This is a genomic window from Acinetobacter sp. Brlt_5 (assembly GCF_051949055.1).
Taxonomy (GTDB): domain Bacteria; phylum Pseudomonadota; class Gammaproteobacteria; order Pseudomonadales; family Moraxellaceae; genus Acinetobacter; species Acinetobacter indicus.
The window spans coordinates 108,718-124,152 of sequence record NZ_JAYJLP010000001.1 but is presented as its reverse complement, the minus strand read 5'-3'; the positions used below and the strand labels follow the sequence as shown (position 1 = coordinate 124,152).

Genomic DNA, 15,435 nt, shown 5'->3' with positions numbered 1-15,435 from the left:
TAAGCTATACAGGGTCAAGAACAAACGGAAATCCGCGGTTTTCTCATGTCGTTTATTGTTAATTTCCTGTTTTAAATTAAGAGCTTCTGCTTTTTCTGTCTATTAGAATGTTTTTGATGATCTGTTCTAAATATTCGAACACTTTAGTCAAAATTGGCCTGAACTGGCGCAGATCTTGCTCTTTTAAAACCTGTCGATATCACGCTGGCCAGGTCTTAAATGGTGAATACCCCATTTTCGCGTTTTTCAGAATATTTTATTGCGGTGGCGCAAACCGGCAGCTTGCGTAAGGCAGCCGAACAGCTGTTTATTTCGGTATCTGCCGTGCATCGACAAATTGTACTGGCCGAGCAGGAACTTAGGATTGCACTATTTGAACGTCTGAATCATGGGCTACGGCTGACTTTGGCCGGAGAGTTACTGTATGCCGATCTGTTAAAATGGCAAAAGGAATTTCAGCAGACCCGCATCCGTTTTGATGAAATTCAGGGCCTGCATCGTGGCAGCATTGAATTTGGCTTAATTTCAGCGCTCAGCGAAAGTTTTGTGCTGCAGTCGATGCAACACATGAGCCAGCATTATCCCTGGATTGATTTTCACGTGCATGTGCTGGACAGTGAAAAAGTCGCGCAGATGATTCAGGCCGCGGAGCTGGATTTTGGTCTGCTGCTGAATCCGCAAGCGCATCCGCATTTAGAAGTGGTGGCTTTTGTGGAAATTCCGCTGGGTTTTGTGATTCCCGTTGAGCATCCTCTGGCAGAACAAACACCGCTGTATTTTTCCGATACCTTGCCTTATGCCCATTTAATGCCAGCACCACCGCTGATTATTCATGAATATGTCAGCGCGCTGTATAAGCACCATCAGTTTAGTCCGCGTAGCCGCATCGAATGTAATGACATTCGCATGTTAATGTCATTGTTAAAGCAGAATTTGGGGCTGGGGCTAATGAGTTATTTAGATGCTCTGCCGCTCCTGGAGCATCAAACAGCCATCTTTAAACCGGTTCAGGACAAAGGTTTATATCCACTGACGCTGGCCCTGTGTGTGGCACCGAAACGGCAACTTTCCCGGATTGCGCAAATCATGATGAAACAGTTAACCGAGCAGATGGAGCAGCTACAACAGCAGATTGCCCAGCTTTAAAAAACGGGCTGAATCAAAGGTACTACATTGTCCCGTTGCAAACGGCTGATACCCTGCACTTTTTGCACCTGATATACCGTGGCCTGAAGTTCCCTCAATTCTTCCGGATGATGGGTCACATAAATCATGCCCAGCTGCAGTTCGCACTGAATACGTTTTAAAAATGGCAGTATCTGCTGTTTTAACTGCTGATCCAGTCCGCTTAAAGGTTCATCCAGCAGCAATAACTGCGGTGCAGACAATAAAGCCCGGCCAATCGAAACGCGCTGTGCTTCCCCGCCGGATAATTGATGCGCTTTGCGTCGAATCAGCCTGGACAGTTCTAACAGCTCGACAATCTGCTCAAATTCAAATTTACGCTGTGTCAACGGCTGTAAACCTTCTGCATATCTTAAATTCTGCTCAACATTCAAATGCGGAAATAACAGGGCCTTTTGGAAAATCAGGGCAATTTTACGTTGATGCACGGGCACAAATATCTGCTGCTGGGTATCGAGCAATAAACGGTGATTCAGCACAATCCGGCCCTGTTGCGGCCGTAACAGCCCGGCCAGCAAATGCAAAAAGCTGGTTTTCCCGGAACCGGAGGGCCCCAGAATTCCGACAATCTGCTCTGCACAGGTCAGCTGCAGCTGTAATTTGAACTGCGCATTCTGATAATCAATCTGACAATCCAGCATCAGCTTTGCCCCAATTTACGTTGATATCTGTGCAAAATAAAATAATTGGCCAGCAAGGCGGCAAAAGCCAAGCCGGTAGATAACAGCACCAGACGCATAGCAGCGGCTTCACCATCGGGCTGTTGAATGAGCGTATAAATAGCGATGGGAATGGTGCGGGTTTCATCCGGAATATTGCCAACAAAGGTAATGGTGGCACCAAATTCACCCAGACTGCGGCTAAAGCCCAGAATACTGCCCATAAGAATCCCGGGCAGCACCAGCGGTAAGCTAATACTGAAAAAGACTTTCAGCGGCGCAGCCCCGAGTGAGGCCGCCACCTGTTCCAGTTGTGGATTCAACATTTGAAAAGACAAACGAATCGGTTGAACCAGCAAGGGAAATGCAACCAGCATGGCGGCCACTACTGCACCTTTCCAGTTAAATGCCAGCTCAATACCCCAGTGGGCCAAAACCTGCCCAATCCAACCTTGCGGACTAAACAGCACCAGTAATGCATAGCCCAACACTACCGGCGGCAAAACCATCGGCAGTTGTAACATGGCTTCGATCAAAAACTTGCTGCGAAATTCATAGCGTGCCAGCATCCAGCCCAGACAAATTGCAAATGGCAGGCAAAACAAGGTCGCGACACTGGCCACTTTAGCAGACAGATATAAACCACTTAGTTCTTCGGGACTGAGCATCAAAGCAGCAACCTAGGGACGAAAACCATGTTGAACAAAAATCTTGTGAGCCGCGGCGCTACCCAGATAGCGCCGGAACTTGACCGCCTGACGATTCTTTTCACCCTGTTTGGTTAAAGCCGCGGTATAGACAATGTCCGGATGGGTCTGTACCGGAAACGCACCCAGCACTTTTACTTTATCGCTACTGACGGCATCGCTGCGATAAACAATGCCGACCTGACAGGCACCGCGCTCGACAAAGGCCAAAGCAGCCCGGGCATCCGACGCGCCAATAATGCGTTTTTCCAGCCGTTTATACCAGCCCAGCTTGGTCAGACTATGTTTGGCATATTTTCCAACCGCCACCGAATCGACCTGTCCGGTACACAGCCGGCCCGTAAAGGCCTGAGGAAAATTAAAGGTAGGATGCGCCCGAAACGGAATCCGCGCATCTTTCAGGGCAATTGCCACCAGCTGGTTATAAATAATTGGTTTGACCTGACTGGCTTTGACCTTGTTGCGTTTCACCAGATAGGTCATCCAGTCCTGATCGGCCGGAAAATAAAGATCGACTTTTGCACCGCGGACAATATGTTTGGCCAAGGTCGATGAAGTGCCAAAAACCGGTACAATCTTGGCTTCTGGATGTTGCAGCTGATAATGCCGAATCACATCCGTCAATGCCGGGCCCAGACTTGCAGCTGCATACACCTGAACGGAATTGGCTCGACTGAATGTGCTTAAGCACAAGGCGACACAGATTAAACCCAGTTGGATGGTCTTCAAAACGCACTCCCTCAATGCTGTATGAATATTCCCTTTAAGCATTGGCCTTTTTGAATCGGCTGATGGGCCGGCACACGCACCAGACAGTTGGCATACATCAGATTACTGAGCATATGCGACTGCTGCTTGGCTAAACTGTGCAGTTTCAACACCCCATCGTCAAAACAGGCGGCCATTCTTAAAATCCTTTCTCTCGCATCGGGCTTTAAGTCATGTTGTATTTGCCCTGTCCACCACGCGGGCGGCTGACTTTGCCCTTGTAATACTTCTAATAAAGTTTGCGTATAGATCGAGATTCCAACATATACCGCCGCAGGATTGCCCGGCAATGCCAATAAGTGACAAAATTTGTTAGCCGATTTTCGGTATCTGGCGAAAAAAACCGGTTTCCCCGGCTTCTGTTTCACTTTCCAGAACACCTGCTCAAAGCCTACATTTAAAGCCACCGGACGGATAAAATCATAATCACCAACCGAAATTCCGCCAGTGCTGATGATGACATCATACTCCTCCTGAAGTTGCTGAAAGTATCGGATTAAGGCAATTTCATTATCTTCCACATGCACAATATGCACAGGTTGATGCCGTGCCTGACACCAAGATGCAATTAAAGGCGCATTGGCATCAAAAATTTTTCCTGCTTGCAGATCTGCAGCCGACTGCGCGACTTCATCGCCGGTAATCAGCACGGCAATTTTAGGCTGCTGATAGACCTGAACTTGATCAATACCGGCCATGCTTAAAGCCGCAATTGCGCCGATATTTAAATATTGTCCGGCTGATGCCAGTAACTGACCTTGGGTAATTTCTTCGCCCACATCCCGGATATCGGCATGCAGCTTGAGCGCAGCCTCTAGCTGAATCAGATGGCTAGACATCCGCTGCACAATTTCCTGACGTGCCACCGTGGTGGTACCGGCAGGAATAGGCGCGCCAGTAAAAATACGCATCGCCTGTCCACGCTGCAGCGTCACATCGGCCGATTGACCGGCCCGGATTTCACCGACCAGCTGGAACTGCTCGCCTGGCGCTATCTCTCCATCGCTACACAGGGCATAACCATCAACCGCGCTTTGGGAAAATAAAGGCAGATCAATCCCCGCATAAATATCTTCAGCTAAATAGCGATGCAGGCCCTGTTGTAGTTGCAGGGTTTCCACCTCCAGACAGGGCGTTGCCGCAATCATCTTATCTAGTGCTTGATCCAGACTGATCAGCCCACTTTCTGCACCACAACCTGACATTATTGATAGCCTCCCGCATGTGGAATGTTTTTCTGCACATCAAAGACATGCACCAAGGCCGGTAATACCGCCAGCAAGGACTCTTGGGCACCCTGACGGCTGCCCGGTAAAGTCATCACCAGACTATTTTCGATATAGCCGGCCACCCCACGGCTTAAAGCCGCATACGGCGTGCGTTTCTGGCCAAAACTGCGCGAGGCTTCCATCAGCCCCGGAATTTCCCGTTCTAATAGCGGAGCCAGGGTTTCTACAGTCAAATCTTTAGGGCCAAGACCGGTGCCACCAACGGTTAAAATCAGCGGATAATGATTTTTCTGCTGTTCAATTAAGGCCAGCAGCTGTTCCGGGCTATCCGGAATCACCTGATACTGAACCTGCTGGAAATTGGCCTCTGCCAATATTTCCAGGACATTCTGGCCGGCGGTATCCGGTTTTTTACCCGCGGCGACGGTATCGGACAGCACAATCACCGAGGCTGGCATCGGCTGCGCCAAGACCCGGCTAAAATGGGATTTACCGCCTTTTTTCTGCTGTAATTTGCATTGATCCAGACACAAATCTTCCGGTTCACAATGCGGTTTCAGCATGTCGTATAAGGTCAGTCCGGCCAGACTGGCTGCGGTTAAGGCTTCCATCTCGACACCGGTCGGACCAATAGTTTCTACCGTGGCAATAATCTCGACATGCTGTTCATGCAGTTCATAATCCACATCGGCCCGGTAAATGGGTAAAGGATGGCACAGCGGAATCAGCTCATCGGTACGTTTGGCTGCCAGAATACCGGCAATACGCGCAGTTTTCAGCGCATCGCCTTTTTCGGTATTGCCCTGACGCAGCAGCTCGATACAGTGCGGCGGCGCATATAAAATGGCACTGGCCACCGCAGTACGATAGGTTTCGGCTTTCATGCCTACATTTTTCATGATGGTATTCCGGAATTATTGATTTAAAAAATTAGGCTTAACATCAAATTTAAAGCGGCCATTGATAGGCGTTTTCGCCTGCATGGGAGTGATTGCAGCAATCGGTATGCGTATTCGCTTCCACTGGCGGATGATCTTTACGAATACAGCAGCCTTCGACATACTGGCTGCTGCCATCGCAATAAAATTCTTCTTTCCAGACCGGGACTTCATGTTTGACCCGCTCCACCGCCACCTCACAGGCCTGAAAGGCTTCACGGCGATGCGGCGCATACGCCATGGCAATAATTGCGGTTTCACCAATGGCTAAATCCCCAATCCGGTGGATGACCCGCACATAAGACACGCCATATTGCTGCTGAATTTCCTGCTCAATCTGCCGGATCATTTTTTCTGCCACCGGTGCATAGGCGGTATATTTCAGCGACTGCACTGCCTTACCTTCATGATGATTGCGGACTGTGCCGACAAAAATGCCAATACCGCCACATTCGGGAAAGTGCTGAATCTCATCGAAGCTGGACTGGCTCAGTGCGGTATCCTGAATCCGGGCAAACTGTTTTAGATGTTGCATCGTTTAACCTCCTGCCACCGGTGACAACAGCACCAGCGTGGTACTGTGCTGCAAAGTCTGCTGGCGCGGCACAATATCTTCACCAATCGCGCAGGCACACCGCTCGACCAGAGCTGCCGCCGCCGGATAACTGTGGTTTAACTGCAGCAACAAGTCCGCAATGGCCGTACCGGGCAGGCACTGCATCTGAATAGTTTCTGGCAGCGCCTGTTTTACAGCGCCAAAGGCTTCAATCTGAATCAGGATATCGTGCATACTTAACCTCCAATCATATACATGCTGATTTTCCGGGTGCTCCCGGCAGTGGTTGTGGCTTGAGAATGAATGGCATGAAAGCCGGCTTTTTTCTGCCAGATATAGCTTTGTAATTGCTGCAGTAACTGCTCACGTGCCACGGGCGCCGTGTGAGTCTGTAGCTGTTCAATCAATACTCTTAAGGGCACAGGCTGTTCGGCAAACAGACAGTTATACAGTTCACCCTGGGCACTTAAACGCAACCGGTCACACTGGCTACAAAAGGCATGACTGATGGTGGAAATAATCCCTACCGGGTGGCCATCGACCCGATATTCCCGTGCCGGATTCGCGCCTTGGCTGTGGATGGCTTCGACCGGAAAATGCAGGCTTAGGCGTTGCAAAATCTCCTGTTCCGTCACTACATGCGCGGCGCTCCAGCGACCATCACCATCCAGCGGCATAAATTCAATAAAACGCAGCGCAATCTGCCGTGCTTTGCTCCACTGCAAAAGTGGCACCATCTGGTCGTCATTAATGCCTTTAATGAGCACGCTATTCAGTTTGATGGGCAAATGCGCCTGCTGCGCGGCCTGAATCCCGTCAAGTACCGGCTGTAACTGTTTTTGGGTTAGCGTAAAAAACTGCTGCGGATCTAAACTGTCCAGGCTGATATTTAAATCATCCAGACCGGCCTGTTTTAATTCCTGCGCATAGCGGCTCAGATAATGGCCATTTGTGGTCATGGAAATTCTCGCCAAACCCAATTGGCGTAGCGGCTGTAAATCCCGGATAAAATGCACCACACCCTGACGCATCAACGGTTCGCCGCCAGTAATGCGGATATGCTGAATACCCTGCTCAACCATCAACTGACAAAACTGCAGCAAAGCCTCAAAACTTAGCAGCTGATGTTTCTTCATCCATTCAGGATGTTCAGGCATGCAGTAGACACATTTAAAATTGCAACGATCGGTCACAGAAATCCGCAGTTTGCGTTTGCTCCGGCCAAACTGATCCTGAAAATATGCGGGTCTCACGGGAATCTGGGGATTGATCACGCCTGTTATCCTCTGGGCAATTGCTTCATGGCTGTGCAATGGGCAATAGGTTTGCACGGATCACATGCCGCGCTTTAGGCTTGAATTTGCAATTAATGTTCCAACTTTGGGCTTTTAATAAAGAGAGTGTTTAAATTCTGCCCAGCACACGCTAGAAGCGAAGAAATGAGATGATTTTTAAAGAAATTTCAGCTGACGATACTGTTGCAGTTCATCCAGCGAGTTAATACTGTGAAAAAATAGCGCACGATTTTTAAATTTTGCCACCTGAGCATGCATTTCTGCGAAACAGTGCTTTAAACTGCGCTGATGTTGTGCAAGATGCGCGCGAAGTGTGGGCAAACTGCTGCGTTTCATCAGACAAAATGGATACAGCGCCTGCCCGTTCATCATCACATAAGCCACGTCGGCCTGCGGCTGTCTGGCCAGACGCTGATGCAACCGTGGCAGCACATCGGGCGGAATATAGGTCACATCACAGGGAATAAACAGCACATAGTCGGCCTGTACATGGCCCCAGGCGCTTTTCATGCCCATCAACGGGCCTAGAAAACCGCCTTCATCATCATGATAACAATGCAGATGCGGCAGCAATCTGGCATAAATGGAACGATCACGATGGCTATTGATCCACAATTGCTGAATTTCCGTTTTAAAGCGCCGCTGGATTTTGAGCAGCTGGATATCATCATCAAACTTTTGTAGCAGCTTGTTCATGCCATTCATGCGGCGGGCTTGTCCGCCCGCCAGAATGACCAGATCCGTGGCAGGATAATCCATCTGAATGGTGGCATAGTTGCGATTCATGGCATTTCCTCCATCTGACAGGCTTTAATCAGGCCACGAATTTCCGGTAAACATGAACCGCAATTGCCGCCAGCTTTTAAACAGGCCGTGACCTGTTTTTCATGGCTTAACTGCTGCTCCCGAATGGTCTGGATGATGCGGTTTTTGCCGACTTTAAAGCAGCTACATACCAGCGGTCCTTCATTGTTCTGTACCGACATCGCCTGTCCGGCCAGCAAGGCTTTACGATGCGTGGCACTTAAACGCTCACGTTTAAACAGGCTGGCGACCCAGTCCCGATCGGGCAATAAAGCGTTGGGCGCAATATACAGACTGGCGATTAAAATCCCGTCCTGTAACACCACACTATGGCTGATGAATGCCGATGGATCTTCCAGCTGCAGCCATTCAAAGCAGCTATCTTCCAGTTGTAGCAGCTGTTTAATCTGTGCGGCGGTATGTTTAAATTTTTTCCGGTCGGCCAGTTCATAACGAACCGCTTTGGCGGTCTGAATCTTGCTCCACCACGCTACCTGCGCCAAAGTAATCTGAACTGCCGCTTCATGCCCATGGCGAATATACAGCACGCCCTGCCAGTCGGTATAAAATGGCTGGATGCTGACCGGGGTATGTTTAAATTCCGGTTCGCCAGAAATGACATCCACCACCGGATTGACCACTTTTCCAATTCGCGCATCGGAAGCGACCTGATCATTCCAGTGAATAGGCGCAAACAGCTGACCACGACGAATACCAGTCGAGACTTCAACCCGCAATACACAGCTGCCCCAGCGGGATTTCAGCTCCACCAGTTCCCCATCTTTCAGGCCATATTTCAGTGCATCATTGGGGTGAATTTCACAATAGGGCTCGGCTTTGTGAGTGCTTAAATTGGCCGATAAACCGGTACGGCTCATGGTGTGCCACTGGTCACGAATCCGGCCAGTATTCAGAATGAGAGGATAATCTTCACAAGCGCCATGTACCGGGTCGATGGCCTGAGTGGCAATAAAACGGGCTTTGCCATTTGGAAAGCTAAACTGTCCCTGGGTAAACAGCTGTTCCACCGGTGGATTCTGCTGAGGCGTTAATACTGGCCATTGCAACGGCTGCAGCTGTTCATACTGTTGCAGGCTTAGCTGGCTCAGACCGCTTAAATTAAAGTAGCGAAATAGCGGATAGTCCTGACGCTGTGTCACCGGACCATTTTCACAGGCCGATAAAGCCGCATGTTCCAGAAAAATCTCATGCACATGCTGATAATCGAAACCGCGAAAGCCCATGGCCTTGGCCACCTGACTGATCGCCCACCAGTCGGCCTTGGCCTGACCCGGTGCGGGCAAAAAGGCACGCTGTCTGGAAATGCGCCGTTCGGAATTGGTAACACTGCCTTCTTTTTCGCCCCAACCCAAAGCCGGTAATAAAACATCGGCATAGGCAGTGCTATCGGTATCCTGACAGATATCCGACACCACCACAAAATCACACTGCGCCAAGGCGCGTTTGACCTGATCGGCATTGGGTAAACTCACCACCGGATTGGTGGCCATAATCCACAGTGCCTTGATTTTCCCGGCTTCTACCGCTTCAAACAGATCGACCGCTTTTAACCCCGCTTGGGTGGCAATTTTCGGGCTATCCCAGAACTGCTGCACCAGCTGCTGATGGGCCCGCTGATCCAGATCCAGATGCGCCGCCAGCATATTGGCCAGTCCACCCACTTCACGCCCGCCCATGGCATTCGGTTGTCCGGTCATGGAAAACGGTGCTGCGCCCGGCTTGCCAATTTTGCCGGTCAACAGATGACAATTGATAATACTGTTGGCTTTATTGACCCCTTGTGAAGACTGGTTCACCCCCATCGAAAATAGGGTCATGACTTTGTCAGTCTGGGCAAATTTTTCAAAAAATAGCTGTAATTTCTCGGCAGAAATCCCGGTACGCGCTGCCACATTTTCCAGCTGCTGCTCCGCGGCGCTGGCTTCTAACGCCTGCTGCAAGCCTTCGCTATAGGCAGCGGTAAAATTGTGGTCCTGATGACCATTTTGCTGTAAGTACTGCAGCAAGCCGTTAAACAGCGCCACATCTTGCCCGAGCATAATCGGCAAATGTAAATCGGCCGCTTCACAGGTCGCGGTAAAGCGTGGGTCGACCACCACCACAAACAGATTGCGCTGTTCTTTGGCCTGCATAATACGCTGATACAGAACCGGATGGCACCAGGCAGTATTGGAACCGACCAGCACCACCATCTCGGTCTGTTCAAAATCTGCATAGCTAGCAGGCACCAGATCTTCACCAAAGGCCCGTTTATGCGCCGCCACCGCAGAGGACATACACAGCCGCGAGTTGGTATCAATATTGGCCGTGCCCAGATAGCCTTTGACGAATTTATTGACCACATAATAGTCTTCGGTCAGCAATTGCCCCGAAACATAAAAAGCAATACTTTCCGGGCCATACTGCTCGATACAGTGCTGGAATTTTTGCGCAATTTTGGTGGTGGCAGTGTGCCAGTCGGTTGGCTGACGGTTGTCCTTGCGGCCCAGCATTGGGGTTAATACCCGTGTCTCTAGCCCCAAGGTATCGGCCAGATTGCTGCCTTTAATACACAGTTTGCCAAAGTTGGCCGGATGCTGTACATCACCTTCGACTTTCACCTGCACGCCCTGTGGTGAATGGCTGACATGGGCCTTAACCCCACAACCAACCCCACAATAAGGACAGGTGGTTTGCGTAGTCATCGTTTTTAATTCTGTGGAGCTATGCAGTTCCACCACTGGGATACTATTCATTGCTGCTGTGCTCCTTAATCATCTAAATTCACGTAATTCCGATTTTTATCTTGGCTTTATTTGAAATACGAAATTTGTGTAAGCATTCACTATCGTGAGGTGGCATGGATGCCACCGATTCCCATCATTACAGGACGTAATGTATGGGAATCTAAGATTTTTGTTACTTTTGATCTTTCAAAAGTAAGGGAGTGCCTACACGTAAACAGTTGTTTTAGCACTCCATTTGAGGCTATGACATCCTTCTTATGAAGTACTAATTACAGAGATCTAATTACCCTGCTTTCTTTAATGCAAAATCTTTACCAAACAGCAGTTTGTTGCGGATTTGATGAATTGGGGTCTGATCTGCAATCAGCTCGGCATACCAGGCGCCATCTTCGGTATCGCCAAACAGTACTGCACCAATGACTTTGTCTTTCTGGATGATGATACGTTTATAAATCTGACGTTTTTCATCATTCAGGACAATGTCTTCAAAATCATCTTCCGGTTCAAAATTACCGGCCGAGAACACATCACAACCACTGACTTTGAGCTGGGTCGGAATAGTAGGTGCTTTAAAAGTCAGGCTGCCGTGTTCTGCCAAATGCGAGGCGCAGATGAAGGCCTGTCCCCACAGCGGCTCTACCAGACCAAAAGTTTGGCCACGGTGTTCGATACACTCACCGACTGCGTAAATACTCGGGTCATAACTTTGCATGGTGTCATTGACCAGCACCCCACGCTGACAGCGCAGGCCGGCACTTTGCGCCAGTGCAATATTCGGACGGATTCCTACCGCAAACACCACCAGATCGGCATCGAGCAGCGTGCCATCTTTTAGCCGGACTTGTGTGACATGGCCATTTTCACCAAGCAGCATTTCGGTATTGGCTTCGGTCAGGATACGAATACCTTTTTCTTCAATACTGTTTTTCAACATTAAGCTGGCTTTGCTATCCAGCTGACGATCCATAATACGGTCCATTAGATGCAGTACGGTAACGTTCATGCCACGCTGTTTCAAACCATAGGCCGCTTCAAGTCCAAGTAAACCACCACCAATAACCACAGCATTTCGTTTCTGTTCGCAATATTCCAGCATCCGGTTCACATCATAGATATCGCGGAAGCTAAGCACACCGTCCAGCTCTGTGCCCGGAATTGGTGGAATAAAGGGCTGCGAGCCAGTGGCTAAAATCAGCCGGTCATAATTTACCACCTGCCCCGACTGGGTGAAGACTTGCTTGCGTGGACGATCAATTTTCACCGCAGCATCACCGGCAATCAGCTGAATACCTTTTTCGGCATACCAGGCATGCGGATGCAGCATGATATCGTCCACCGTTTTATCACCGGCCAAGACCGGGGACAGCATAATCCGGTTGTAGTTGCCCCACGGTTCTTCGCCAATCACGGTAATCTCGTAACGATCAGGTGCCATATCCAGCAAATCTTCCAGACAGCGCATGCCCGCCAGACCATTACCCACCAGCACCAGCTTCATTTTTTCCTGTTGCACGCCATTATTGGTGATATAGGTTTTTTGTGCGGTCGGACTGACAAAAACCCGGCCCTGTTCAATTTTGCTTGGAAACACCAGTAATTTCTGGTCTTTATCTTCCAGACAGCGGCCGGTGGCCAGACTGAAATGCTGTTTATAGATTGGTGATGCCACCACACGCTCACCTTGCAAATCACCCAGAATACCGCGCGACATCACATTGGCGCCGCTAAACGGGTCCTGATTACTCAGGGCATAAACACGCTGTTCCTGCCCCACACGGAAAATTGCAATCTGCTGGCCTTCCACCAAGGCTGCCACGCCGGTATGTGGGGTAATCTCCTCCAGATGACAGACCTCTACCCAATCCAATTCATTCATATCTTTTAAAATTGTCATCATCGTTATCCTATGCTTTGGCATCTTCTGCTGCATATCCCATTTGGTTTTTCTGGCGGATTTGCTTTAGAAGATGCGTCTTGATCTTGAAGGTTATGCCTGCATCACCGGAATCCGGCTTTCATCACGCTCGGCTGCCGTTTTCGGGCGAATCTGCCCACGCTCGGTGGCAAACTGGATGTGCGGATCGTGCTGCTGCTCGGCTTTGGCATTGATAAAGGTTTTAAAGCGTTTGCGTACTTCCGGATCTTCAATCGCGGTGCGCCATTCATCCTGATAAGTACCCACCACATGCTGCATGCGGCGTTCTAGTTCTTCGGCCAGACCTAAGGAATCGTGCACAATCACGTCTTTCAGATAATCCAGCCCGCCCTCCAGGTTGTCGCGCCAAACCGAAGTACGTTGTAAACGGTCTGCAGTTTGAATGTAGAACATAAAGAAGCGGTCGATGTATTTGATTAAGGTGCTGGTATCCAGATCGGAAGCCAGCAGCTCGGCATGACGCGGTTTCATGCCACCGTTACCGCAAACATACAGGTTCCAGCCTTTTTCAGTGGCAATCACGCCCACATCTTTACTTTGTGCTTCGGCACATTCACGGGTACAGCCCGATACGGCCATTTTCAGTTTGTGTGGAGAGCGCAGGCCTTTGTAACGGTTTTCCAGGAAAATCGCCAAGCCAACTGAATCATCCACGCCATAACGGCACCAGGTGCTACCCACGCAAGATTTTACGGTACGCAGTGACTTGCCGTAGGCATGACCCGATTCAAAACCGGCATCAATCAGTTTTTGCCAGATTTCCGGTAACTGATGTACCTGCGCCCCAAACATATCCACGCGCTGACCACCGGTCAGTTTGGTGTACAGGCCGTATTCCTTGGCAATCTGGCCAATGGCAATCAGGCCATCTGGAGTCACTTCACCACCGGCCATTCGTGGGACCACCGAATAAGAACCATCTTTCTGGATATTGCCCAGATAGTAGTCATTGCTATCTTGCAGGCCGGCATGACTTGGTTTTAGCACAAAGTCATTCCAGCAGGAGGCCAGAATATTGGCCACAGTTGGTTTACAGATATCACAGCCCAGACCGTGACCATGTTGCTGGATTAAATCTTCAAAAGTCTTGATCTCGTTCACACGCACCAGGTGATACAGTTCCTGACGCGAATAGGCAAAGTGTTCACAAAGATGGTTATTGACCGTCACCCCTTGACGCTGCAATTCGGCTTTTAATACCTGAGTCACTAAAGGTGCACAGCCCCCACAAGCAGTTGCGGCCTGGGTACATTTCTTCAGTGCACCGAGTGAAGTTGAACCGGCTTCAATCGCCTGGCAGATATCGGCTTTAGACACGTTATTATAGGAACAGATGGTGGCGCTGTCTGGCAGCAAATCGACACCGCTGCCACCGGCTTTGGCACCTGACTCGGCAAAGCCCGGCATGATCAGGCTTTCTGGCTGTTCTGGAACTGCCAGACCATTCAGCATCATTTGCAGTAGATCGTTATATTCTTTGGCACAGCCAACCAGCACCGCACCCAGCAATCGGTTTTTTTCCGCATTAACCACAATTTTCTTGTAGATCAGCGCATCTTCATCGGCATAAAAATAGCTGAGTGAATTTGGAGTCATGGCATGTGCATCACCAATAGATGCCACATCCACACCCATCAGCTTTAATTTAGTGCTCATGTCGGCGCCAGCAAAGCAGTTCGGGTTTTGCTGCATCACATGCTTGGCGGCAATTCGAGCCATGTCATAGCCCGGTGCGACCAGACCGTAAATCTTGTTTTGCCACAGCGCACATTCCCCAATCGCATAAATATCCGGATTGGAAGTCTGGCAGTAATCGTTAATCACAATCCCGCCGCGCTCGCCAATGCTGAGTCCGCTTTGGCGCGCCAGTTCATCACGTGGACGAATCCCGGCAGAAAACAGGATGATATCGGTTTCCAGTTCAGCGCCATCACCAAACTTCATCACATGCTTGGCCGACGCGCCATCTTCAATTGAGGAGGTGGCTTTCTGGGTATGGACTTTCACGCCCAGATCTTCAATTTTGCTGCGCAGCACCTTACCGCCCAGGTCATCAACCTGCACCGCCATCAGACGCGGCGCAAACTCGACTACATGGGTTTCCAGATTTAGGTCTTTTAAGGCTTTGGCTGCTTCCAGACCAAGTAAACCGCCACCAATCACGACACCAGATTTGGCATTCAGACTAGCGGCTTTAATTGCATCCAGATCTTCAATAGTGCGGTAAACAAAGCAGTTTTCACGGTCATTGCCCGGAATGGGTGGCACAAAGGCATAAGAGCCCGTCGCCAGTACCAGTTTGTCATAGGCAATCACATCACCCTGATTGGTGGTGACCAGTTTATGTACCGGGTCAATATCCGTGGCTTTGGTATTGAGGCGCAGATCAATGCCATAGGCATCGGCGAAGTCACTGCGGCATAGACTTAGGTCTTTGGCAGACTTGCCGGTGAAGTATTCGGTTAAATGTACGCGGTCATAAGCCAAACGCGGTTCTTCTGCCAAAATGGTGATTTCAACTTCATCGCCCGCAGTTTCCAAAACCGATTCGATAAATTTGTGGCCGACCATACCGTGGCCAATCATGACAAGTTTCATACAGTTCTCCTCA

The 15,435-nt window shown here is 49.7% G+C and carries 13 protein-coding genes; 1 reads left to right on the top strand and 12 read right to left on the bottom strand.

Translation table 11 applies throughout. From position 1 onward, the window contains the following. The first annotated feature begins 222 nt into the window (after window positions 1–222). Window positions 223–1,146 (top strand): LysR family transcriptional regulator, encoded by a 924-nt coding sequence (locus VF685_RS00640; RefSeq protein ID WP_180192052.1) that lies wholly within the window; start codon window positions 223–225, stop codon window positions 1,144–1,146. Here the strand turns inward: VF685_RS00640 and VF685_RS00635 are convergent. The 12 genes from VF685_RS00635 to nirB form a co-directional block, all read right to left on the bottom strand. Further along, on the bottom strand, window positions 1,143–1,826 hold the full coding sequence (locus tag VF685_RS00635) for an ATP-binding cassette domain-containing protein (RefSeq protein ID WP_127799935.1): 684 nt from the start codon (window positions 1,824–1,826) through the stop codon (window positions 1,143–1,145). The genes VF685_RS00640 and VF685_RS00635 overlap by 4 nt on opposite strands. After that, entirely contained in the window at window positions 1,826–2,512 is a 687-nt protein-coding gene (gene modB, locus VF685_RS00630; protein ID WP_286384869.1) for a molybdate ABC transporter permease subunit, read from the bottom strand. Before modB ends, VF685_RS00635 begins: the two co-directional genes overlap by 1 nt. Window positions 2,513–2,524: 12 nt before the next feature. Further along, complete coding sequence (modA, locus tag VF685_RS00625) at window positions 2,525–3,280, bottom strand: molybdate ABC transporter substrate-binding protein (protein WP_180061692.1); 756 nt, start codon at window positions 3,278–3,280, stop codon at window positions 2,525–2,527. Between the two features lie 11 nt (window positions 3,281–3,291). Beyond that, a complete protein-coding gene (locus tag VF685_RS00620) occupies window positions 3,292–4,524 on the bottom strand; it encodes a molybdopterin molybdotransferase MoeA (protein WP_286384870.1) in 1,233 nt (410 codons plus the stop codon). Further along, window positions 4,524–5,447: a bifunctional molybdenum cofactor biosynthesis protein MoaC/MoaB gene (gene moaCB / locus VF685_RS00615; protein ID WP_440203515.1), complete on the bottom strand. Its 924-nt coding sequence runs from the start codon at window positions 5,445–5,447 to the stop codon at window positions 4,524–4,526. The genes VF685_RS00620 and moaCB overlap by 1 nt, the downstream gene beginning before the upstream one ends. Window positions 5,448–5,496: 49 nt before the next feature. Then, a complete protein-coding gene (locus tag VF685_RS00610) occupies window positions 5,497–6,021 on the bottom strand; it encodes a molybdenum cofactor biosynthesis protein MoaE (RefSeq protein ID WP_286384872.1) in 525 nt (174 codons plus the stop codon). A 3-nt stretch (window positions 6,022–6,024) separates the two neighbouring features. Continuing rightward, entirely contained in the window at window positions 6,025–6,276 is a 252-nt protein-coding gene (locus tag VF685_RS00605; RefSeq protein ID WP_075166591.1) for a MoaD/ThiS family protein, read from the bottom strand. A 2-nt stretch (window positions 6,277–6,278) separates the two neighbouring features. Then, the gene (gene moaA / locus VF685_RS00600) at window positions 6,279–7,313 is read right to left on the bottom strand and encodes a GTP 3',8-cyclase MoaA (RefSeq protein WP_440203537.1); all 1,035 of its coding nucleotides are present in this window, start codon (window positions 7,311–7,313) and stop codon (window positions 6,279–6,281) included. 180 nt (window positions 7,314–7,493) lie between these two features. After that, window positions 7,494–8,123, bottom strand: a complete 630-nt coding sequence (mobA, locus tag VF685_RS00595; protein WP_127799927.1) for a molybdenum cofactor guanylyltransferase — start codon at window positions 8,121–8,123, stop codon at window positions 7,494–7,496. Further along, the gene (locus VF685_RS00590) at window positions 8,120–10,897 is read right to left on the bottom strand and encodes a nitrate reductase (protein WP_286384875.1); all 2,778 of its coding nucleotides are present in this window, start codon (window positions 10,895–10,897) and stop codon (window positions 8,120–8,122) included. The genes mobA and VF685_RS00590 overlap by 4 nt, the downstream gene beginning before the upstream one ends. 274 nt (window positions 10,898–11,171) lie before the next feature. Beyond that, window positions 11,172–12,782: a nitrite reductase small subunit NirD gene (gene nirD / locus VF685_RS00585; protein WP_034597559.1), complete on the bottom strand. Its 1,611-nt coding sequence runs from the start codon at window positions 12,780–12,782 to the stop codon at window positions 11,172–11,174. A gap of 93 nt (window positions 12,783–12,875) precedes the next feature. After that, the gene (gene nirB / locus VF685_RS00580; RefSeq protein WP_286384876.1) at window positions 12,876–15,422 is read right to left on the bottom strand and encodes a nitrite reductase large subunit NirB; all 2,547 of its coding nucleotides are present in this window, start codon (window positions 15,420–15,422) and stop codon (window positions 12,876–12,878) included. Window positions 15,423–15,435 lie beyond the last annotated feature (13 nt).